Source organism: Xanthomonas bromi, from assembly GCF_900092025.1.
Taxonomy (GTDB): domain Bacteria; phylum Pseudomonadota; class Gammaproteobacteria; order Xanthomonadales; family Xanthomonadaceae; genus Xanthomonas; species Xanthomonas bromi.
Genome location: NZ_FLTX01000033.1, coordinates 1 through 22,300, shown reverse-complemented (window position 1 = coordinate 22,300; position 22,300 = coordinate 1). Strand labels below are relative to the sequence as shown.

At 66.5% G+C, this 22,300-nt stretch carries 18 protein-coding genes, 1 other RNA gene and 1 pseudogene; 12 read left to right on the top strand and 8 right to left on the bottom strand.

The window, feature by feature from the left end:
• Nucleotides 1-47: 47 nt before the first annotated feature.
• Nucleotides 48-290 (bottom strand): annotated as a pseudogene (gene groEL / locus XBLMG947_RS10500) (chaperonin GroEL); the annotation flags it as partial.
• 166 nt (nt 291-456) lie between these two features.
• Between groEL and xopX the strand changes: the two are divergent.
• A complete protein-coding gene (xopX, locus tag XBLMG947_RS10495) occupies nt 457-2,592 on the top strand; it encodes a XopX family type III secretion system effector (protein WP_065468408.1) in 2,136 nt (711 codons plus the stop codon).
• Nucleotides 2,593-2,710: 118 nt separating this feature from the next.
• Here the strand turns inward: xopX and groL are convergent, their stop codons facing one another.
• Both groL and XBLMG947_RS10485 read right to left on the bottom strand, forming a co-directional pair.
• On the bottom strand, nt 2,711-4,351 hold the full coding sequence (groL, locus tag XBLMG947_RS10490; RefSeq protein ID WP_039421754.1) for a chaperonin GroEL: 1,641 nt from the start codon (nt 4,349-4,351) through the stop codon (nt 2,711-2,713).
• Nucleotides 4,352-4,496: 145 nt separating this feature from the next.
• Nucleotides 4,497-4,784 (bottom strand): co-chaperone GroES, encoded by a 288-nt coding sequence (locus XBLMG947_RS10485; RefSeq protein WP_003483210.1) that lies wholly within the window; start codon nt 4,782-4,784, stop codon nt 4,497-4,499.
• Nucleotides 4,785-5,228: 444 nt separating this feature from the next.
• Between XBLMG947_RS10485 and XBLMG947_RS10480 the strand changes: the two genes are divergently transcribed.
• The 7 genes from XBLMG947_RS10480 (at nt 5,229) to accC (ending at nt 13,640) form a co-directional block, all read left to right on the top strand.
• Nucleotides 5,229-7,040 carry an endonuclease gene (locus XBLMG947_RS10480; protein ID WP_065468406.1) on the top strand — a complete coding sequence of 604 codons (1,812 nt, stop codon included), beginning with the start codon at nt 5,229-5,231 and terminating at the stop codon, nt 7,038-7,040.
• 301 nt (nt 7,041-7,341) lie between these two features.
• Nucleotides 7,342-7,674 carry a divalent-cation tolerance protein CutA gene (gene cutA / locus XBLMG947_RS10475; protein ID WP_065468404.1) on the top strand — a complete coding sequence of 111 codons (333 nt, stop codon included), beginning with the start codon at nt 7,342-7,344 and terminating at the stop codon, nt 7,672-7,674.
• 5 nt (nt 7,675-7,679) lie between these two features.
• Nucleotides 7,680-9,989, top strand: a complete 2,310-nt coding sequence (locus tag XBLMG947_RS10470; protein WP_065468402.1) for a protein-disulfide reductase DsbD family protein — start codon at nt 7,680-7,682, stop codon at nt 9,987-9,989.
• Nucleotides 9,990-10,793: 804 nt separating this feature from the next.
• Nucleotides 10,794-11,240, top strand: a complete 447-nt coding sequence (gene aroQ / locus XBLMG947_RS10465) for a type II 3-dehydroquinate dehydratase (protein WP_065468400.1) — start codon at nt 10,794-10,796, stop codon at nt 11,238-11,240.
• Between the two features lie 97 nt (nt 11,241-11,337).
• A complete protein-coding gene (accB, locus tag XBLMG947_RS10460) occupies nt 11,338-11,823 on the top strand; it encodes an acetyl-CoA carboxylase biotin carboxyl carrier protein (RefSeq protein WP_065468398.1) in 486 nt (161 codons plus the stop codon).
• A 92-nt stretch (nt 11,824-11,915) separates the two neighbouring features.
• Nucleotides 11,916-12,230, top strand: coding sequence for a four helix bundle protein (locus XBLMG947_RS10455; RefSeq protein ID WP_065468396.1), 315 nt, complete (start codon nt 11,916-11,918; stop codon nt 12,228-12,230).
• A gap of 42 nt (nt 12,231-12,272) precedes the next feature.
• The gene (accC, locus tag XBLMG947_RS10450; protein ID WP_065468394.1) at nt 12,273-13,640 is read left to right on the top strand and encodes an acetyl-CoA carboxylase biotin carboxylase subunit; all 1,368 of its coding nucleotides are present in this window, start codon (nt 12,273-12,275) and stop codon (nt 13,638-13,640) included.
• A gap of 241 nt (nt 13,641-13,881) precedes the next feature.
• Here accC and XBLMG947_RS10445 read toward each other — a convergent pair whose 3' ends face one another.
• Complete coding sequence (locus tag XBLMG947_RS10445; protein ID WP_065468392.1) at nt 13,882-14,247, bottom strand: hypothetical protein; 366 nt, start codon at nt 14,245-14,247, stop codon at nt 13,882-13,884.
• On the bottom strand, nt 14,244-15,173 hold the full coding sequence (locus XBLMG947_RS10440) for a hypothetical protein (RefSeq protein WP_065468390.1): 930 nt from the start codon (nt 15,171-15,173) through the stop codon (nt 14,244-14,246). Before XBLMG947_RS10440 ends, XBLMG947_RS10445 begins: the two co-directional genes overlap by 4 nt.
• A gap of 862 nt (nt 15,174-16,035) precedes the next feature.
• Between XBLMG947_RS10440 and prmA the strand changes: the two genes are divergently transcribed.
• Complete coding sequence (gene prmA, locus XBLMG947_RS10435; RefSeq protein WP_065468388.1) at nt 16,036-16,968, top strand: 50S ribosomal protein L11 methyltransferase; 933 nt, start codon at nt 16,036-16,038, stop codon at nt 16,966-16,968.
• A gap of 3 nt (nt 16,969-16,971) precedes the next feature.
• Here prmA and XBLMG947_RS10430 read toward each other — a convergent pair.
• A non-coding RNA gene (locus XBLMG947_RS10430) (sX9 sRNA) lies at nt 16,972-17,048 on the bottom strand.
• Between the two features lie 75 nt (nt 17,049-17,123).
• Nucleotides 17,124-17,624 carry a hypothetical protein gene (locus tag XBLMG947_RS10425; protein WP_065468386.1) on the bottom strand — a complete coding sequence of 167 codons (501 nt, stop codon included), beginning with the start codon at nt 17,622-17,624 and terminating at the stop codon, nt 17,124-17,126.
• 143 nt (nt 17,625-17,767) lie between these two features.
• On the opposite strand from XBLMG947_RS10425, the gene XBLMG947_RS10420 reads away from it, so the two are divergent.
• From XBLMG947_RS10420 to fis, 3 genes are all read left to right on the top strand, one after another.
• The gene (locus XBLMG947_RS10420; protein ID WP_064629881.1) at nt 17,768-18,145 is read left to right on the top strand and encodes a helix-turn-helix transcriptional regulator; all 378 of its coding nucleotides are present in this window, start codon (nt 17,768-17,770) and stop codon (nt 18,143-18,145) included.
• Between the two features lie 371 nt (nt 18,146-18,516).
• Nucleotides 18,517-19,743, top strand: a complete 1,227-nt coding sequence (locus XBLMG947_RS21510; protein WP_181093193.1) for a DUF3426 domain-containing protein — start codon at nt 18,517-18,519, stop codon at nt 19,741-19,743.
• 105 nt (nt 19,744-19,848) lie between these two features.
• Nucleotides 19,849-20,121 carry a DNA-binding transcriptional regulator Fis gene (gene fis / locus XBLMG947_RS10410; protein ID WP_025981816.1) on the top strand — a complete coding sequence of 91 codons (273 nt, stop codon included), beginning with the start codon at nt 19,849-19,851 and terminating at the stop codon, nt 20,119-20,121.
• Between the two features lie 177 nt (nt 20,122-20,298).
• On the opposite strand, the gene XBLMG947_RS10405 is transcribed toward fis, so the two are convergent.
• Nucleotides 20,299-22,300, bottom strand: a 2,002-nt coding sequence (locus XBLMG947_RS10405; protein WP_425479273.1) for a beta strand repeat-containing protein, incomplete at its 5' end; no start/stop codon positions are given.

Below are 22,300 nucleotides of genomic sequence, written 5' to 3'. Positions count from 1 at the left end.
CGCCACGTGCGGGGTTTTTCGTCAAACAGACAACCGGTGGGGCTGGATCAGAAATCCATGCCGCCCATGCCACCGCCGGCCGGCATTGCCGGCTCGTCCTTCTTCGGTGCATCGGCCACCATGGCTTCGGTGGTGATCATCAGACCGGCGATCGAGGCGGCGTTCTGCAGCGCCGAACGGGTGACCTTGGTCGGGTCCAGGATGCCGAATTCGACCATGGCGGCGTTGTCGCCGTCGTTGCCGGTGCCTTCCTTGACCTTGTTCAGAACCACGGACGGCTCTTCGCCGGCAGGCGAGCTGTCGCGCAATCACTTTATGCCATCGTGTTATTTCGTCGATTCTTTCTGCAATGCAGCACTTCGCACCGCGTTATAACGGCCAGGCAGGTTTGTTCGAATGATGCACGCGCGCCAGCCAGTGCGAGCTGGTCATTCACCTCATCAAGGAACCCCCTCCATGGAGATCAAAAAGCAAGCCGCAGGCCCCTCTTCTCTCCCGCCATTGCACGAGGTCCAGACGGACAGCGCCTCCGTCTTCGACACTGCCACCCCTGCATCGCCGACGCAAACGCCGCTCCACCCCGGCCTGTCGGCGCTCACTCCGCGCAGCCGTTCGCGCGCGTCCAGCGCCGACTCCGAGCACGGCGCTTCGCCGATGGCCTTGCACGACCCTGACACACAGTCCCCTTCACCCGAACGCGGCTCCGGCCCGTCCACCGCCGCGACAATTGCCACGCGCGCGAACAGTGCGTTGGCAAGCGGGGTTCGGAAGGCTTACGCGACGCTAGCAAAAGGGGCGTCCGATCTCTGGTCGCTGGCGGACCTGCGCACCATGTTGCAGATCCATGCGGACGATCCCGCATTTCTGCAGATGGTGCGTGACACCGACCCGGAACACAGCGGGCCACACAGCCTGGCCGCGTGCCGCCAGCAGATCACCCAGCTGCGCGATACCATCGAAGCGGCAACCGGTCTGGAAGCACGCTTCCGTCAGCAATTGCTCGGCGACATCAAGGCCGTGGAAGACGCGCTGCAGCCGCTGGAGCACGGCACACCTGCGGCAGGGCGGGCGCTGAAGTCGCTGGCCAACCTGGTCAATCTCTGGCCCCTGGTCGTCCCCAGTCCGTTGCTGGGCAACCAGACCAAGACCTTCGCCTATTCCATCGCCGGGGCGACCAAGGGCGTGATGACGCTCTCGGCCTCTGCGCTGCGCCCCACCGCCGACGGGCTTCCGTTCCCACTGATGGGCGGGCAGCTGGGGCGCGACGCCAACGAAATGCACTTCTACGCCATTTTGCTCAATGGATTGTTTCTCACCACCGAACTGCCCAAGAAATTCGGCAACCCATCCATCCGGCACCAAGCCGAAACCGTGGAAAACAACCTGGGATTTGCCGCGGCCGCATCGATGGCTTGCGCGGCGATGGTGCTCACGCCCTTCCTCTGGAACAGCCTCAACGTGCTGGGCAATCGACTGCAACACAAGGTGTCGCATCTGGGCGCCGGCATTGCAGAAAGCGCCGGTTTTCAGAGCCAGGCGCAGTGGTTGCGCGCACGCCTGACGCCCGGCCAGATCAGCGCGCAGCTGCGCACGCAACTCAACGAGATCTGCGCCGCGCTGGAGAATGGCCGGGAAGCGTTTCAACAGGCACGTCGCGCGTTCACCGATCCGAGCCAAGGGCAAGAGCTCACCCGCACGCTCAATGCCCAGTGCACGCACCTGCTGGAGACGCTGGACCGATGCAGCAAGCGACTGAGCACTGCGCTGCAAGTGGACCAGAATCAGAACCAGGATCAGCAAGCCACCATCCCGCGCCAGGTGACCAACCACGACATTGCCCCCAAGCTGGCATTGGCATTGCTGGGGGCCGGAGTGACCGGGCTGACGGTCTACCTGATCCAGCCCGACCGCATCGGGACGGTGGACCTGGTTGCGGACACTATTGTTGTGACGGCGGTGATGATGCAGTCGGCGGTCAATGCACATGCGACCCGTCAGGACGCAATGGAGCGCTTCAAGGCCATGTGCTCCGGCAGCTTGGTGATGGCGCTGGCCCTGGGCGTGGAGAAACTGTCCAAGACCTTCGCAGACAAGAGCCTGATCGAATCCTCGTCGGCATCGCCCTACTACGCCGGCGCGATCATGTCGCTGATGTCGATGACCATGCCGGGCCCGATGGCGCGTGGCGCAGAGCTGGCGATGAACTGGGGCGGGGCCCAGGTCATGCGGGTCTTCAAAGGACCCGACGGCACCGCGCTCGCAACCCGCATGCCGTCCTCGCCCGAGGAGCTCATCCAGAACGTGGAAGACACGGCCAGATATGTGCAAAGCCTGTCACCGGAACAGGCACAGGAGTACGCGCAGCGGGTCGGCGAAATCGCCCTGCAGGTGATCGAGGACGCCGGCGCGCAGGCGCAGACCAGGCCCAGCAGCAGCGTCACGATCACCGAGATCGACGACATCGCCGATATCGAAGAGACGAACGACGCCGCTGCGTTCGCCGCAACCAGCGCATCGCCTGAGCAACGCTCGCCTGCGCACACGCATCCGTCGCCGGATCAGGCCGCAACCAGCACAGCGCCCTCGTCCTGACGGCACGACCGCCGATCATCGGCAACTGCCGCGTGCATGCGCAAGCGTGAGTGACGCGCATAAAAAACCCCGCCGAACGGCGGGGTTTTTTTTACTGCAACAGCCTAAGAGGCGCGGATCAGAAATCCATGCCGCCCATGCCACCCATGCCACCGCCGGCCGGCATTGCCGGCTCGTCCTTCTTCGGTGCATCGGCCACCATGGCTTCGGTGGTGATCATCAGGCCGGCGATCGAGGCGGCGTTCTGCAGTGCCGAACGGGTCACCTTGGTCGGGTCCAGAATGCCGAATTCGACCATGTCGCCGAACTCGCCGTTGGCGGCGTTGTAGCCGTAGTTGCCGGTGCCTTCCTTGACCTTGTTCAGGATCACGGACGGCTCTTCGCCGGCATTGGCCACGATTTCGCGCAGCGGGGCTTCCATCGCGCGCAGGGCGATCTGGATGCCGTGGGTCTGGTCTTCGTTGGCACCGGTCAGGTTACCGACGGCCACCAGCGCACGCACCAGGGCCACGCCGCCGCCCGGGACCACGCCTTCTTCGACGGCTGCACGGGTGGCGTGCAGGGCGTCTTCGACGCGGGCCTTCTTTTCCTTCATTTCGATTTCGGTCGACGCGCCGACCTTGATCACTGCAACGCCGCCGGCCAGCTTGGCCACGCGTTCCTGCAGCTTCTCGCGGTCGTAATCGGACGAGGTGTCTTCGATCTGGGTCTTGATCTGGCCGACGCGCGACTCGATCGCGGCCGAATCGCCGGCGCCATCGATGATCGTGGTGTTTTCCTTGGAGACCTGCACCTTCTTGGCACGGCCCAGGTCCTTGATGGTCGCCTTCTCCAGCGCCAGACCCACTTCCTCGGAGATCACGGTGCCGCCGGTCAGCACGGCCATGTCTTCCAGCATCGCCTTGCGACGGTCGCCGAAGCCCGGTGCCTTGACGGCCACGACCTTGACGATGCCACGGATGGTGTTGACCACCAGGGTCGCCAGCGCTTCGCCTTCGACTTCTTCAGCGACGATCAGCAGCGGCTTGCCGGCCTTGGCTACGCCTTCCAGCACGGGCAGCAGGTCGCGCACGTTGGAGATCTTCTTGTCGTGCAGCAGGATGAACGGGTCGTCCAGGTCGGCCGACTGGCTCTGCTGGTTGTTGATGAAGTACGGGGAGAGGTAGCCGCGATCGAACTGCATGCCCTCGACCACGTCCAGCTCGTTTTCCAGGCCCGAGCCTTCTTCAACGGTGATCACGCCTTCCTTGCCGACCTTCTGCATCGCTTCGGCAATGATGTTGCCGATCGATTCGTCCGAGTTGGCCGAGATGGTGCCGACCTGGGCAATCGCCTTGTCGTCGGTGGTGGGCTTGGAGATGTTCTTCAGCTCGATGACGGCGGCCTTGACGGCCTGGTCGATACCGCGCTTGAGATCCATCGGGTTCATGCCGGCGGCCACGGCCTTGGCGCCTTCGCGGATCAGGGCCTGAGCCAGCACGGTGGCGGTGGTGGTGCCGTCGCCAGCGTTGTCGTTGGTCTTGGAAGCAACTTCCTTGACCATCTGCGCGCCCATGTTCTCGAACTTGTCAGCCAGTTCGATTTCCTTGGCGACGGAGACGCCGTCCTTGGTGATGGTCGGCGCGCCGAAGCTCTTTTCGAGCACGACGTTGCGGCCCTTCGGGCCCAGGGTGGCCTTCACGGCATTGGCAAGCACGTTGACGCCACGAACCATGCGGGTACGTGCGTCTTCACCGAAACGAATGTCTTTAGCAGCCATTGGTTGTAACTCCGGAAATTGGGAATGGGGAATGGAAAATCGGTCAATCAAGGGCGGAGATCGGGGGTGGGTGGGATGGCGAGGGCGTTGGCCGCTCTGCCGATTCCCGATTCCCTACTCCCGATTCCCGGCGCGCAGCGCCTGATCAGCCGATGACGGCCAGGATGTCGTCTTCGCGCAGCACCTTGTACTCGACGCCTTCGGACTTGTAGCTGCTGCCGGCGTACTGGCCGTAAATGACCTTGTCGCCAACCTTGACCACCGGCGCGCGCAGGCTGCCGTTGTCCAGGGGCTTGCCGGCGCCGATGGCGACGACTTCACCCTTGGTGGACTTTTCCTTGGCGGAGTCCGGGATCACGATGCCGCCGGCGGAAACTTCATCGGCTTCGATCGGCTTGACTACAACGCGGTCGTGAAGCGGCTTGATGCTCATACAGAAAGACCCTCTTAAGTGTTTGATTGGTCTGGAAATTATCGGCGATGTTAGCACTCGTATGTCACGACTGCCAGCACAGCGCGCGGAAAAAACCCGACAGAGCGGGTGCGGGCCAGAGATTGTGCTGGGCGGGCGGGTTTCAAGGGCAGGGCGCAAAAAAATTTCTTCGACCGGTCTCATTCGGAGGCCGGGCAGCAGCGCCAAAACACAGCGAACCGTTGCCGGGCGGGCATGGGTAGCGCACAGGAGGGCGAACACAACGCGCGGGTGCCGTCGCTCGCTGCAGGCGATCGTACACGTGCCGATTCGGAGCTGGTCGCCCCGCCCCCGCGATCCTGCAGGCCGCGGATCACTCGCTCTAAAAATGGAACCAGGTTCCATCCTTTGTCATGTGCAGGCCCTAGAGTCGGGAACGCATTCCCCGATCACAAGGAGCTGTCGATGAGGTTGCCGTCCCGTGCCCGTGTTTTCCCCCTGCGCTGGTCCCTGCATTGCACCCTTCCCCTGGCCTGCGCGTTTGCGCTGACCGTCACCTCCGCCAATGCGGCAGTGTTCATCAACGAACTGCATTACGACGACGCAGGCGCCTCCGGCGATAGCGGCGAAGGCGTGGAAGTGGTGGCCACCGCTGGCGAGTCGCTGAGCGGCTACCGCCTCTATCTGTACAACGGCAGCGCGCCCGGTGCAGCGACGGTCTATGCCAACACGGCGGTTCCGGCCGGCAGCCCGGTCAGCTGCGGCAGCCAGGTGCGCGTGGCCACCGTCAGCGACGCCAGCAACGGCGTGCAGAACGGGCCCAACGACGGCGTGGCGCTGGTGGACCCGAGCGGCCAACTGCTGCAGTTCCTCAGCTACGAAGGCGCCATCACCGGCAGCGGTGGCCCGGCCGCCGGCGTGACCAGCCAGAACCTGCCGGTCAGCGAAAGCAACAACAGCGCGGTCGGTAGTTCGCTGCAGCTCACCGGCACCAGCAGTGCCACGGCCAACTTCAGCTGGGCGGGCTCGGCGGCGCAGACCTTTGGCGCCTGCAACCGCGACCAGACCTTCAACGGCAGCGGCGGTGGCGGCGAAACCGGCGCCGCACCGACGATCACCAGCACCACCCCGACCCAGGGCGCGAGCGGCTTCCCGGCCGCCGGCGATCTGAGCGTGGGCTTCAGCGAAGCGGTGACGCTGGGCAGCGGCGCCTTCGCGCTGAGCTGCGCCAGCTCCGGCACGGTGGCGCTCAGCTACCCGACCAGCGGCACCCGCTTCACCCTGTCCACCAATACCGCGCTGGTCGGCGGCGAGCGCTGCACCCTGGCGATCACCGCCAGCGCCATCCGCGATGCCAGCGGGCTGAGCCCGGCGGCCAATCAGTCGATCGCCTTCACCGTGGCGACCGCCAGCGGCGGCGGCACCGGTTACTACTCGCGGGTGAACACCGCCAGCCCCAGCCAGCTGCGCTGCTCGCTCAACGCCACCATCCGCGGCCACACGGTGTACCCGTACAGCGGCAGCGGCACCAGCACCTGGACCATCCTGGAGATGGCCGACGAGGACCCCAACAACAGCGGCCGCATCCTCGACGCCTACCGCAACCGCAGCTATGCCAAGGTCGGCGACCGCGCCGGCACCGGCAGCGGGCTGACCTACAACCGCGAGCACACCTGGCCCAACTCGCTGGGCTTCGGCAGCGCCACCGGCGACCGCGGCCTGCCGTACGCGCCCTACACCGACACCCACATGCTGTACCTGACCGACACCAGCTTCAACGCCGACCGCGGCAACAAGCCCTACGCCACCTGCACCAGCGGCTGCGGCGAGCGGGTGACCGAGGTCAACGACGGCAGTGGCGGCGGCAGCGGGCGTTACCCGGGCAATTCCAACTGGGTGCGCACGCCGGACGGCAATGGCGGCACCTTCGAGGTGTGGGCCCGGCGCAAGGGCGATATGGCACGCGCGGTGATGTACATGGCCATCCGCTACGAGGGCGGCACCGATGCGGCCACCGGGCAGTCCGAGCCGGACCTGGAGCTCACCGACGACCGCAGCAAGATCGTGCAGACCGCGGCCTCGCCGGCTTACATGGGCCTGCTATCCACCCTGCTGGCCTGGCACCAGGCCGACCCGCCGGACGATGCCGAGCGCGCCCGCAACCAGGTGATCTTCAGCTTCCAGGGCAACCGCAACCCGTTCGTCGATCACCCGGAATGGGCCACCGCCAGCCTGTTCAATTCGGCCAAGCCGGCCAGCTGCCAGCTGGCCAACTGAGACCCACCGGCCCGACGCGTGGTGCGTCGGGCCGGTGGATTGGGTTGCGCGGCTAGCACTGTCCGGGCACGGGATGCCGGCAGGCGGCACGCCGTCGATCGAATCTGATCGATCGCACCTTTGCTTGATTCAACCCGACAGTGCCGCACGATTGCGCATCGCGGCCGAAACCTCGTGGGGTGGCGAGCGAAAACGTAGGTTCGCTTGCGCACGATGGTCAGCCGGTCTGCCGAAGTTAACGCCTTGTTCCGAAATCTGCGGTCGATCCCCCGCAGACAGGGGATTACACTCCCCCGATCGAATGAGCGCATCTTCCCTCCACTTGTTATTCAGCACCTGCCCGGATGCCGACAGCGCCGATCGCATCGCGCAGGCCTTGCTCGACGAGCGGCTGGCGGCCTGCGTCACCCAACTGCCCGGCGCCCAGTCGCTGTACCGCTGGAATGGCGCGATCGAGCGCAGCACCGAAGTGCAGTTGCTGATCAAGACCTGGGACGACTGCCTGCCCGACGCCATCGCACGGCTGCAGGCCTTGCATCCGTATGAACTGCCGGAAGCGGTCGCTGTCCAAGCCAGCGCCGGGCTGCCGGCGTATCTCGATTGGGTCCGGGCCGAGACCCGCAAGGAATTCTGACGTCCATGAAGTCTCTGTCCCGCTGGATCGCACGCTGCGCGTTATTGGTCGCCCCCGTGTTCGCGGCACCGCTGGCGGTGCTGGCGCCTGCCCCCGCACAGGCCGCGGTGACCGAAGCCGACCTGCTGCCGGTGAACCAGGCCTTCGCGCTGAGCGCCACCGCCGACAGCCGCGACCGCATCGCACTGAGCTGGAAAATCGCGCCGGGCTACTACCTGTATCGCCACCGCATCAGCGTCAAATCCGGGCAGGGCTTTGCCGCCGGCGAACTGGCGTTGCCGGAAGGCGAGAGCAAGCACGACGAGTTCTTCGGCCAGGTGCAGACCTACCGCGAGCAACTGCGGGCCACCCTGGCCGGCAAGGCCGACCCGGCCGCGCAAACCGCCGTCTTGCAGGTGCAATACCAGGGTTGCGCCGACGCCGGGGTGTGCTACCCGCCGCAGCGGCGCGAGATCCGCGTCACCCTGCCCGCCGCCGCGGCCGGTACGCCGACCACCGCCCCACAACGCGAAAATCTGGGCGCGCTGGTGCCGCGCAGCGCAGCAGGCCCGCGCCTGTTCGGTGCCACGGGGCAGACCGCCGGCGTGGATGCGCTGCCGCTGCCGGCCGAGCAGGCGTTCAACTTCGAAGCCATCGTCGGCGACGGCAATAGCCTGCTGCTGCGCTTCACGCCGGCGCCGGGCTATTACATCTACCGCGACCGCACCTCGCTGGCGCTGGAAGGCCCCGGCGGCGTGCGCACCGGGCTGCCGCGCTGGCCGCAGGGCAAGGCCCACCGCGACGAACACTTCGGTGATGTCGTGGTGTATTTCGACCAGGCCGAAGTGACCTTGCCGCTGCTGCGCGACCACCCCGACCCGGCCCACGTGACCCTGGTGGCCACGTTCCAGGGCTGCCAGACCGACGGCATCTGCTACCCGCCGATGACCCGCCGTGTCGCCCTCGATGTGCCGGCCGGGACGGTGTCGCCGCAGAACCAGGCGCAGGCCGCACCACTGATGATTTCGCCGCTGGCCGCCGGCCAGGCACCGGCCGAACCCGCTGCCAGCCCTGCCGTGCCAGTCGCCGACGCCTCGGCCGGCAATCCGGAGCGCACCCCGCCGCCACATACCGACAAGGGCCTGCTGGCGATGCTGGCGCTGGCGCTGCTCGGCGGGCTGGTACTGAACCTGATGCCCTGCGTGTTGCCGATCCTGTCGCTGAAAGTGCTGGGCCTGGCGCACAGCGGCGAGAGCCGCAGCCATGCACGCAGCCATGCCATCTGGTACTCGCTGGGCGTGCTGGTGTCCTTCGCCGCCATCGGCGGGCTGGTGATCGGCTTGCGTGCGGCCGGGCAGGCAGCCGGCTGGGGCTTCCAGCTGCAGCAGCCGTGGTTCGTGGCCGCGCTGGCGTATCTGATGTTCGCCGTGGGGCTGAGCCTGTCGGGCGTGTTCACGCTGGGCAGCAACCTGGGCGGCATCGGCCAGTCGCTGGCCGCACGTAACGGCCCGCTGGGCGACTTTTTCACCGGCGTGCTGGCCTGCGTGGTTGCCAGCCCCTGCATCGCGCCGTTCATGGGCACCGCGCTGGCGTATGCGTTTACCGCGCCCGCGCTGCTGGCGATGCTGGTGTTCATGGCGCTGGGCCTGGGGCTGGCGCTGCCGTTCCTGCTGATCGGCTTCGTGCCCTCGCTGGCGCGGCGTCTGCCCACCCCCGGGGCGTGGATGGAGACGCTCAAGCAGGTGCTGGCGTTCCCGATGTATCTCACCGCGATCTGGTTGTTGTGGGTGCTGGGCAAGCAGCGCGGCGTGGACGCGCTGGCCCTGATGCTGATCGGCGCCACCCTGCTGGCGCTGGGGCTGTGGTGTTTCGAACGCAGCCGCTGGAAGAGCCACCGCCTGGGCATTGGCCTGGCCACGGCGATGCTGGTGCTGGCGCTGGTGCCGGTGGTCGCGGTGACGCGCCTGAGCCTGCCGGCCGCCACCGCGGCCGAGGGTGTGGTGGCGTTCTCGCCGCAGTTGCTGGACCGTCTGCGCGCCGACAACCGCGTGGTGTTCGTCAACATGACCGCCGACTGGTGCGTGACCTGCAAGGCCAACGAAAAGAACGTGCTCAGCAGCCCCGCCTTCCGCGATGCGCTGCGCCGCGTCGATGCGGTCTACATGAAGGGCGACTGGACCAATGTCGACCCCGCCATCAGCACCTTCCTGGACGAGCACCAGGCCGTCGGCGTGCCGCTGTACGTGGTCTACGGCCCCGGCGCCCCACCGGCGATCCTTCCGACCGTGCTGACCGGAGCGATCACCGAGGATGCCTTGCTGCGCGCAGCGCGGTAAGGCGCGAGTCGGGGCAGTTGGGTCTGTGGTCGACAGCCTAGGGGGCTCCGCCGGAGCCCCAGGCCAGCTTGGCTGACCCGCGCAGTTGCCAGAACGCCTGGCTGCGCGTTGCGGCGCCGGTTCGGTGGACCTGGCTCATGCTCTACGGTTCCCGCGCTCGGCTAGCGATCTGCGGGCATTGCTAACCGCTGCCATCAGCGATGGATGCGCTGCGCCAGGCTGCGCGATGAGCCCCGTTCGGTGGGCCTGACACCTGCGATGCCTGAATGCGTGCGATGCGCATCAGCGGGGACGGCGGGTTGCTGCATGACGCGTCGCTGCCGACGGGATCGGTTGCGCTGCTCGTACCGCATCTGGAGAGACGGCCTTGTCCGGCCCGGCGCCGCGGTTTTGAGCCGAGATCTCCACGCGACACGCACCTCGCGTGCCGCATCGTCGCCTTGATCTACCTTCAGCTGAAGCGAAGCACTTACCAAACTGCTGCCACCGGCACAACATTTCGACACCTGACAGTGGAGGATGCAGACAGCGGTAGGTACCGCGTCGGCGCACCGGCGCACGCAGCGCAGCGCACGCAACCGCTGCGCACCGGATGAATACGGCGGGGTACCCGCCCCGCGCGCATCGGCTCTGCGCCCAGCGGCTGGCGCTACGACTGCCGGCGCACCGATACCGCCACCGTTCGCCGGTACCAAAAACCATTCCAGATTTAAAACATTTGCTTTAAACAGACCTAAGTTCGTCGAACTGGACAGCATCGGCGACATCGCGCAGACTTCCGGCCTTTCCGCTCTACCGGATCCCATGGCCCATCTGCTGCTGTTGCATGGCCCCAACCTCAACCTGCTCGGCACCCGCGAGCCGGAGGTCTATGGGCGTACCACGCTGGCGCAGATCGATGCGGCCCTGGTAGACCGCGCGCAGGCGGCCGGACACGCGCTGGCCTGCCTGCAGTCCAACGCCGAGCACGTGCTGGTGGAGCGCATCCACGCTGCGCGCGAGGACGGCACCGCCTACATCCTGATCAACCCGGCCGCCTTCACCCATACCTCGGTGGCGCTGCGCGACGCGCTGCTGGGCGTGGGGCTGCCGTTCGTGGAAATTCATCTGTCCAATCCGCATGCGCGCGAACCGTTCCGCCACCACAGCTACCTCAGCGACAAGGCCGACGGCGTGATCTGCGGCTTCGGCGCCGACAGCTACCGGTTGGCGCTGGAAGCGGTGATCGCGCGCCTGGAGCGCGACGCATGACCCCTGCAGCACCGGCCTCGGCCAGCGCGCCGGTGTCCTGACCCCATTCCGCCGGCATCCGCCGGCACTCCCCACCGTTTCACTTCCAGAGGCCCTTATGGATCTCCGCAAAATCAAGAAACTGATCGACCTGCTCGAAGAATCCAATCTCGCCGAAATCGAGATCAAGGAAGGCGAAGAAAGTGTGCGCCTGGCGCGCGTGCCCAAGGGCACGGCGATGATGAGCGCGCCAGTGCAGCAATACGCGCCGGCCCCCGCCGCGCAGGCGCCGGCCGCGGCCACCATGCCGATGCAGTCGCCCACCGAAGCCTCCACCGGTGGTGCCAAGCACGTCGCCGCGCTACCGGAAGGCCACGTGCTGCGCGCGCCGATGGTCGGCACGTTCTACACCTCGCCCTCGCCCGACAAGCCGGCCTTCGTCACCGTGGGCCAGCAGGTCAAGGTCGGCGACACCCTGGCGATCATCGAAGCGATGAAGATGTTCAACCCGATCGAAGCCGACGCCGCCGGCACCATCGTCGCCATCCTCGGCGAAACCGGCCAGCCGGTGGAATTCGATCAGCCGTTGTTTGTGATTGGCTGAAGCGCCGGGAATCGGGAGTGGAGAATCGGGAATCGGCAAAGCGGCCTCATGAACGTCTGGAGGCGTGGCGCGATTCCATGGAGTGAGTTGAGATGGTCTACCGACTGACCGAAGTCTTTCCCGAGCAGGAGCGCTATGGACTAACCGCGCAACTGCGCCGTTCGGCGATCAGTATTCCGTCCAACATCGCCGAAGGTGCTGCGCGGCGCTCCACTCCCGACTACGCGCGCTTTCTGTCGATCGCGCGGGGTTCGCTGTCAGAACTCGATACGCAAGTGCAGATTGCCGCACGCCTGGGCTATAGCAGCACCGAAGACGACGACATTGTCGGCCGCCAAGTCGACCAGGTCTTCGCCAAGCTCACCGCATTGATGAATGCCTTACGCAAACGTGGAGCCGCACCATGATGCCCGCTTCTCCCCATTCCCCATTCTCGACTCCCTATTCCCATGCTCGATAAAGTCGTCATCGCCAACCGAGGTGAAATCGCGCTGCGCATCCTGCGCGCGTGCCACACGCTCGGCATCCGCACGGTCGCGGTGCATTCCACGGTCGACCGTAACCTCAAGCACGTGGCCATGGCCGACGAGTCGGTGTGCATCGGCCCGGCCGCGTCCAGCGACAGTTACCTCAACATCCCGGCGTTGATCGCCGCGGCCGAGGTCACCGATGCGCAGGCCATCCATCCCGGATACGGCTTTTTGTCGGAAAACGCCGACTTTGCCGAGCGCGTGGAAGAATCCGGCTTCATCTTCATCGGCCCCAAGGCCGACACCATCCGCCTGATGGGCGACAAGGTGGAAGCGATCCGCGCGATGAAGGCCGCCGGCGTGCCGTGCGTGCCCGGCTCGGGCGGCCCGCTGGGCGACGATATCGTCGCCAACACCAAGGTGGCGCGCGAAATCGGCTACCCGGTGATCATCAAGGCCGCCGGCGGCGGCGGCGGACGCGGCATGCGCGTGGTGCATTCGGAAGCGGCGTTGAAGGCTGCGATCGAAACCACCAAGTCCGAAGCCAAGGCTGCTTTCAGCAACGATCAGGTCTACATGGAGAAGTTCCTGGAGAATCCGCGTCACGTGGAAATCCAGGTACTCGCCGATGGCCAGGGCGGTGCGATCCATCTGGGCGAACGCGATTGCTCGATGCAACGCCGCCACCAGAAGGTGGTGGAAGAAGCGCCGGCACCGGGCATCACCGACGAACTGCGCGCTGAAATCGGCAAGGTGTGCGTGGATGCCTGCATCCGCATCGGCTACCGCGGTGCGGGCACCTTCGAGTTCCTGTTCGAAGGCGGGCGTTTTTACTTCATCGAAATGAACACGCGTATCCAGGTGGAGCACCCGGTCACCGAGCGCATCACCGGCATCGATCTGGTCTGCGAGCAGTTGCGCATCGCCGCCGGCCACAAGCTCAGCATCAAGCAGAGCGACATCGTGCTGCGCGGGCATGCGATCGAGTGCCGCATCAATGCCGAAGACCCGGAAACCTTCATGCCCAACCCGGGCCTGATCACCGCCTTCCATCCGCCCGGTGGTCCGGGTGTGCGCGTGGATACGCACATCTACGCCGGCTACAAGGTGCCGCCGAACTACGACTCGATGATCGGCAAGCTGATCGTGCACGGCCCCGACCGCGAGACCGCGATCGCGCGCATGCGCGTGGCGCTGAGCGAGATGGTGGTGGACGGCATCAAGACCAACATCCCGCTGCAGCAGCGCATCATGCGCGACAAGGGTTTCCAGGCCGGCGGGCAGAACATTCACTACCTGGAAAAGCGCCTGGCCGAGCGCAAGAACAAGTCGATCGCGTTGACCTGATCGTCTTTGTCACTGCGTCGATGAAGAACAAAAAGCCCGGGAAACCGGGCTTTTTCGTTAGCTTGCGCCGCTGCGCTGCGGCACTGCGCATGCCATGACCGCACCGTTGCCGGACCGGTAACGCAGCTCCATCGTCGATAGAGGATGGGTGTGCGGGCGCAGCGGCGATCGGGTGTCCGGGCAGCGCGCACCAGCGGATGCAGCGGCTTCAGTCCCGCTGGCGCGCAACATCCCGCACGACTCACCGCCCCGGCGCAGGCGCCTGCTGGCTGCCCGGCACGGGCACGATGCCGCTGGCCGATGACGGGTCGACCACGGTCATGGTTTCGGTCGAGCCGTCCGGCCACACCACCTGGAAGGTCGAGCCGGCGGGCAAGGTAGAAAACGGCATGGCGCTGCTGGCGCGGTACACCGCAGCGACCTGGCTTGCGCCATGCCGTCGCTGCTGTTCGTCGGCGGTGACGCTGGTGGACTTCACCGACAGCGGCTGATAGCGGTGATCGGCCGTATCGATCATCACGATGCCCACTGCAGCCGCCGAATACGCCACGAACAACGCAACCCATAACCAGAACTTGGCGCCATGCGCCAACCGACGGTAATTCATGACTGCGCTCCCGGATCGGAGACCAATGTATCGACCATCTCATCCATCCTGTCTGCTCCCTGCCGCGGCACCGCGGCATCGAATACGAATGACACAAAATCCTGCGCGCTGTCGCGCGAGCAGATGCCCGCGTTGGCGCAATAACTGGTGACCAAGGTGCTGTCGGGGCTGCAATCCAACCCCAGCCGACATGCGGCCACTTGCCAGGCCAGCTCGGCGAATTGATCGCCGGCCACATAGCCTTGAAGGCTGTCGTCGCCGCTGGCGCGCGCGCCCATCGCCGGGGCCAGGGCCAGGTAGGCCTCGGGGTCGCGCGAGGCCAGCACGCGTTGCACCAGCGCGCGCTTGTAGCCGGGCGAGGCGTGCAACGGTTCGCCCAGCGCCAGCAAAGCGGCCTCGGCGGCCAGGCTGCCGGCGCGCGCCGCGGCCTGGCGTTGCTGCGCGACCACGCGCGGGCTCAGACCGTCGGTGGGAGCAAAGCCGGCGCAGCGTTGCGCCACACGTTCGCGTGCGGCATGCATCGCCGCCACGCCCGGAGTGTGTTGCGCTGCGATCCATGCGCTGTCGGCGGCGTAGCCGGACGGGCTGGCCGCATAGGACGCGCAGTAATCGTAGACACGGCTCAACCGCCACCGTGCCTGCGCATCGCCGGCACGCACCTGCTGCTGCAATTGCTGCGCATAGCGATACAGATCCGGTTGCGCGCCCACCGCATCGGGGTGTGGCAACTGCAGCCCCGTGCCACGCTCTGTCACCGCGTGCAGCTGCGGTACGGCAGCGCCGACCTGCGTCATGCGTACGGCAACGGGCACCGCCCGGTCAGCAGCAGGCTCGGCCGGCTGCGCACGCACATGCCACCACGCAGCCACCGCAAGCGCAGCGGGAGCGAGCAGCAGCCAGAGATGGCGGGCACGAGCAAGCGGCATGAACGGCGGCGACCCTGCTGCGGAAACCCCCGCAGCGACGGCGCGGAGTCTAGCACCCGCCCATGCGCACGCCCGCTGCCAAGCGGACGCTGCCAGCGCAGGGTGCGGAAAGGGCGAGACATGCGATTGATGACCTGCGCGGAATATAGGTGAGTGGCGCGCTGCAGGCATTTGGTTGCGCTGTGGGCTGTGCATTGATGATCGTGGCGTGGTCGGTTGGTCGGTTGCTTGATGGCGCAGTGGTTGGAAGCCCTGGTGGATCGGCTGCGCGTTTCCGGGTTGACCTTCGCGGGTTTTGCATCCGCACGGCAGCACATGTCGAAGCGATCGCGCGCGGGCCGCGTCTGCCCTTTGGCGACCTCACGTCCCCGACGCTGCGTCGTGGGATTGCAGCGTCGTCGCGTTGTGGGCGAGTGCAACGGATAACACGCACTGCGCCAGCACTGCGGCCGACGGGTCGCTGTCTGCAGACGCGTTTGCAAGCATTCGCAACGGTGCGACGGCCCTTGTGCCTGCTTCAACGCTACAGGCAGGCAAGCCGTGTTCGATTGCATCGCAGCGTCATCAGCTTCAATGCGAACGCAGCAGCTACATCTCCAGCCTTCCGCAGCACACACATCCAACCGCAGGTGCGCGTGGCAAGCAAGCGGTAGCACCGCTCACTCATCCAAGCGCCAGCAGCACGCAGCCTGCCTGGAAGGGAACCGATCTACATCGAGAAAAGCAGTGCCTCGCACCACACGCAGGGGCGACGCATCCCACTGGAACCGATAGCGCCTACGACCGCAGTCCCCCGCATGGCGGCAGGCATGCCGGCACGAATCGTCTACGATGCGTGCTTTCGAATTGCCCGACCGACACGATGCCGTTTCTTGAACTGACCCTTTCCTGTTCCGAGGTCACCCTGCCCCGTTTCCAGCATGCGCTGGACGACGTTGGCGCACTGGCGGTGACCATGCTCGATGCCGATGCCGATACCAGCAACGAGCGCGCTCTGCTCGAACCCGGCGTGGGCGAAATGCCGCTGTGGGACAGGCTGACCATGACCGCGCTGTTCGATGGCGGCAGCGACGCGCTGGTGGTGCTGGCGGCACTGGAAGCCTTCGATCCGGGCCTGGACTGGAGCCAGGTGGGATTTCGCATGGTCGAAGACAGCGACTGGATCCGCGCCTGGATCGACCTGTTCAAACCGATGCAGTTCGGCGCGCGCACCTTTATCGTGCCGTGGAATCAAGACCTGCCCGAGGCGACCAGCGCCCCGGACGCGGCCGTGGTGCGGCTGGATCCGGGCCTGGCCTACGGTTCGGGCACGCATCAGACCACGGCGCTATGCCTGCGCTGGCTGGACAGCCTGGCCGTCAGCGGTGAGCTGCAAGGCCGCAGCGTGCTCGATTTCGGCTGTGGCTCGGGCATTCTTGCGATCGCCGCGCTGAAGCTGGGCGCCATCCGCGCGGTCGGCGTGGACTACGACCCGCAGGCACTGCTGGCCACCGCCGACAACGCGCAACGCAACGATCTGGAAGCGCAGTTGGCGGTGTACATGCCGCAGGACGAGCCGGTGCAGACCTACCAGGTGGTGGTGGCCAACATCCTGGCGCCGGCACTGGACGCGCTGGCCGACACCCTGGCCGCGCGCGTGGTCCCTGGCGGACGGATTGCGCTGTCGGGCATCTTGCACGGCCAGGAAGACGAATTGCTGGAACGTTATGCCCCCTGGTTCGAGCAACTGCGCTGCGAACGCGACGACGAATGGATGCGCATCGAAGGCGTGCGCCGCGCGGCATCCGGCACTTAGAGCGGCTAGCAAAACGTCGCGAGCAATCGTAAGGTGGGTGCGGACGGCGCGCTTAGAACCGCAGTGGACGCGTGGCCCATGCCGGTCCCGGGCACCGGCTGTGCCCGCTTGGCGGTTGCACGGTGGTCTTGTTCGCCGCCCGTAAGCCCCACGGGCTAGCGCGGCGGCCGACCGGCGCGAATCTGCGCAGTGGTCACCGCATCGGCACGACTGATCGCCCGCAGCCGGGTCACCGGCTGCCAGCCGGTGCGTTGCAGCGCCGCCGTGCGCCACTGCCCGGCCCGCCGGGCCACCCAAACCCGCAGCACCACCTCGGCCACCAGCAGCGCCGCCCAGGCCACGGGCGACCATGCCTGTGCACCGGCAAGCGCCACTGCGCCGGCGACGGCCACTATCGGCGTACTCACCGCGAGCACCCACCAGGACCGCTCCCGCAGCGCCCAGATGCGTGGCGCCAGCGCGGCTGACCACTGCGGACCATCGGCCACTGCGGTCCACGCGTCGCCGCGCCGCCAGATCTGATACCTGGCCGCACCACGAAAGCGGTTTGCCGCAGGGTCCACTGGCGAATGCGCAGGCCATGGCGCATGTGCGGGCGGGGGCGTGCTGCGCGCGCGTGGGTCGTGTTTCGGACCGGCAGGCTCGACCATGAACATCCTCCTTGAGTTCGCTGTGATCTAGACATCATTGACTGCACGACAGTATCGCAAACATATGGCGATATGAAAGACATACGAACCATATTAAAGCGCAGCTAGGGCTATATCTCCCGGCCCTGCCTGCCTTCCAACGGTGCCGTGTGAGCAAGCTGTACGAACGAGTACGCGAAGCCCGCAGCCTCACCAAGCTGACCCAGGAAGCCCTGGCCGGCGAACTGGGCGTCACTCGCAGTGCGGTGGCGCAGTGGGAGATGGCCGAGGGCACCGCCCCGTCGGTAGAGAACCTGATCGGCCTGGCCAAGCGCAGCGGCATGGCGTTCGAATACCTGGCCACCGGCCGCGGCGAGCGCGTTTTCGGCCCGCCGGTCTCGGCCATTGCCGAAGAACCGGCACAATACCGCCGCCTGGATGACCAGCAACGCGTGCTGCTGACGCGCTTCGACACCCTGGCACCGCGCCAGCGCAGCGGCCTGCTGGATCTGTTGCTGGCCGAGGGGAAGACGCGGCGCAGGCGCTGAGTCGGGGTTCGGGGTTCGGGGTTCGGGGTTCGGGGTTCGGGGTTCGGGGTTCGGGGATTCGGGGTTCGACGAGCTGGCGCGACTGGCGCTGATTTTCCAAGACGACATTGCGCTGGCTGCGGCTCGCTGATCGTTGGCCGAGCCGGGCGTCTTCACGTGCCTGACGGATGAGGCGTTGTCTTGGCGATGACATGCACCCTGCGATGCACGCTCGGCATCAGCGCTGACACCCACGACGCCATTACGGCCGGGGTCGGGTGCGAAGACCTGAAGGCGTGCGCCTCTCCGGGTTGACCACATCGCCGTTGGCATGGGTTCGTCCTGCGACGTGGGCATGGTTGAATAGGGGTCTTCCCGCTGCACGCCTGCCGATGTCCGAGACTCCGCCACCGCGCCGCCCCCTGGCTACGTTCTTGCGTGCGACGCCGGCCGCTCCATCGCTGATTCCCACGCCCGTGGTTCCGCCCGCGCAGTCGTCGGAGCAGGCGCCACCTGCCCCGGGCTCTGCGGTACCGCCAGCACCACCGACCGAGGTGAACGCGCCGCCGGCGCCGCGTGTGCCATCGCCTCCTGCAGCTGTGGTTCCGTCGCCGCAGGGCGCAACGGGCACGCCCGGTCAGGCGGGTTCGCAGGCGGCAGGATCGGGCGAGGCACGATTGCCCGCGGCCGACACCGCGACAACAGCCAACACGGCGAGCGCACCAGCCGCCACACCAGCACCCATGCCGAGGGTCGAGACGCCGCGCTCAACGCCGGCCGCCGCGGAGGCTATGCCCGCAGATCACGGCGTGGCCCCGGCCGCGACCGCTACATCCGCCGCGGAGCTAGCGGAGCGAAATCCGCCCAGGGCGCGAGACATCAGCGATTCAGTGCAGCAACGTGCGCCAGCCACAGGCAGCCGCCAGCTAGCCGACACGAGCGACAGCCGGCCGCACGCAGATCGCCCATCCAGCCATTCCGCCCCGGCAACGACCGAGCTCGCCGCAACCAGCACACCGGCAGGCGACGATGCGCAGGCCGATGCCCGCATCGCTCCCGACGATGCCACCACGCCACAGTTCCAGCCCCTGCCCGCTCCGGCCTTGGCCGCGCCCGCCTTCGCGCGGCGCGGCATGGCCCGCCCGCGGCTGCGCGCCAGCGGCCGTCAGTGGGCGCTGTTGGCCGGGCTGGTGGGCTTGCTCGGGATGCAGGTCGTCATCGCCGACCGCGCGCACCTTGCCACCCACCCGCGCTGGCGGCCGTTGGTCAGCGCGGCTTGCACGCTGGCGCGCTGCACATTGCCCGCCTGGCGCGAGCCGGAGGCGCTGACCCTGCTCAACCGCGACGTGCGCCCGATGCCAGGCGCGGCCGGGGTGTTGCAGATCCAGGCCAGCTTCCGCAACGACGCGCGCTGGGCACAGGCCTGGCCGTGGCTGCAGTTGTCGCTGTCCGATACCGACGGCCGGGTGGTCGGCACCCGCGTGCTGTCGCCAAAGGAGTATCTGGGCCAGGCGCCGGCTGCGCAGGACACGCTGGCGCCGGGTCAGGCGGTGCAGGTGACGTTCCGCGTGCGCGAACCGGCCGCGAGCACGGCCGCCTTCAGTTTCGACTTCAGGTGAACGCACCCGACCGCCACATGGGCGTGGCGAGCGATGAGGTCACGCGCTAGACTCACTCCCCCTGGCCGGCCACGCGTCCCGGCTTCGTGACACTGGGAACTTCCTTTGAACGCAGCCCCCTCTCGTCCTGACACCAGTCGTGGCGCCCCCAAGTCGCCCCTGCGCGAACACGTGGCCCAGTCCGTTCGCCGTTATCTACGCGACCTGGACGGCAGCGATGCAGACGACGTTTACGAAATCGTGTTGCGCGAAATGGAGATCCCGTTGTTCGTCGAAGTGCTCAATCACTGCGAAGGCAACCAGAGCCGCGCCGCGGCGCTGCTGGGCATCCATCGGGCGACCTTGCGCAAGAAACTGAAAGAGTACGGGCTGACGTAGATCGGGCCTCGCAAGCGCGCTGCCGGCAGCGTCGTTGCACGCGGCAGGTCAGTGCTCCGCATCGCCACCGTGCATGCCCGGCCTGGAACACACCGCATCCGGCCAGGCCAACTGCCGGTGATTGGCAGTTGGCCGCAGCCATGCATCGGCACTAGCAACCGCTTGCGCCTTGCGCGCTCAGTTCGGTGATGGGGCGATCGGTCGGTCATCGATCGCCGGCATCGACCCGTCGATATGCGCGAGCTCGATCGTGTCGAACGGATCGTCGAATTTTTCCACCACGTTTTTGTCGTCGTCGACCTGATAGGCGGTGTCGGCCTCGACGCCCTGCTCTCCCGTCTTGGCAATGATGTTGGTGTAACGCTTGCCGTCCCAGCATCGGAAGATCAGCACCGAGTCTTCGCCGCCGGTCAGCGTGGATCCCATGCTGCCGATCAATCGGCTGTTGGCGCCGGCGGTGAGGAAACTGTCCTTTCCGGCGGTCAACCGACTGCGATCGCCCGCCATCAACGTGCAGCTATCGCCTGCGGTGAGTTTGCTGCGATCTCCGGCAGTGAGATAACTATTGCTGCCGGCCAGCAACTTGCTGCGGTCGCCGGCGATCTGCGTGCTGTCGGCACCGGCGATCAGTTTGCAGCGGTCGCCCGCGGTCTGCACGCTGCCCCTGCCGGCGATCAACGTGCTGCGCGATCCGGCGGTCTGCGAGCTCAATTTGCCGGCGATCAGCATGCTGCGGTGGCCGGCGATCTGGATGCTTTCATGCCCGGCGATCAACGAGCTTCCGTAACTTGCGATCTGGTTGCTGCCATAGCCGGCGGTCAGATAGCTGCGCACGCCGCTGGTCAAATTGCTGCCGTAACCAGCGATCAGCGAGCTGTCCTGGCCGGCGGTCTCGGTGCTGCCATAGCCGGCGGTCAACGAACTGTTGTCTTGCGCGGTCAAGGTACTGCCGTAGCCGGCGGTCAGCGTGCTGTCGCGACCGGCGGTTTGGCTACTGCCGTAACCGGCGATCAAGGTGCTGGAGAATCCGGCGATTTCGGTGCTGCCGTAGCCGGCGGTGAGCGAGCTATTTTCCAGTGCGGTCAGCGTGCTGCCGTAGCCGGCCGTCAGCGTGCTTTCGTAACCGGCGGTCTGGGTACTGCCATAGCCGGCGATCAGCGTGCTTTCGTAACCGGCAGTGGAATTGCTGCCATAGCCGGCCGTCAGAATGCTGCCGTGTCCTGCGGTTTGGGTGCTGCCGTAGCCGGTGGTGAGCCAACTGACTTCCTGCGCCGTCTGGGTGCTGCCGTAACCGGCGGTCAGCGTGCTTTCGTAGCCAGCAGTCTGGGTACTGCCGTACCCCGCAATCAGCGAGCTCTGAAAACTGGCCGTGGAGGTACTGCCATAGCCGGTGATCAGCCAGCTACTGTTTTGTGCGGTTTGGGTGCTGCCGTACCCGGCGGTCAGCGTACTTTCGTAGCCGGCCGTCTGCGTGCTGCCGTAACCGGCGATCAACGAACTGTCGGGCCCGGCCATTGACGAGCTGCCGTAACCGGCGATGAGCGAACTGCTTTCCTGCGCGGTCTGGGTGCTGCCGTAGCCGGTGGTGAGAATGCTCTTGTAGCCCGCCGTCTGGGTACTGCCGTAGCCGGCGATCAAGGAACTGTCGTGCCCGGCGGTGGACGTGCTGCCATAGCCGGTGACGAGCGTACTGCGCTCTTGCGCGGTCTGCGTGCTGCCGTAACCGGCGGTCAGAAAGCTTTTGAACCCGGCCGTCTGGGTGCTGCCGTAGCCCGCGATCAGCGAGCTGTCGGCGCCGGCGGTGGAGGTACTGCCATAGCCGGTGGTGAGATCGCTGCCGCTGCGTGCGGTTTGTGTGCTGCCATACCCTGCGGTCAGCGAACTATCGCCACCGGAGGTTTGCGTGCTGCCATAGCCGGCAATCAAGGTGCTGTCGGCGCCGGCCGTCGAGGTGCTGCCGTAGCCGGTGGTGAGATCGCTGCCCTTGCGCGCGGTTTGCGTACTGCCATACCCCGCCGTCAGCGAACTGTCTCCACCGGCGGTCTGGGTGCTGCCATAGCCGGCGATCAAGGTGCTGTCGGCGCCGGCCGTCGAGGTGCTGCCATAGCCGGTGGTGAGGTCGCTGCCCTTGCGTGCGGTCTGCGTGCTGCCATAGCCGGCGGTCAGCGAACTATCGCCA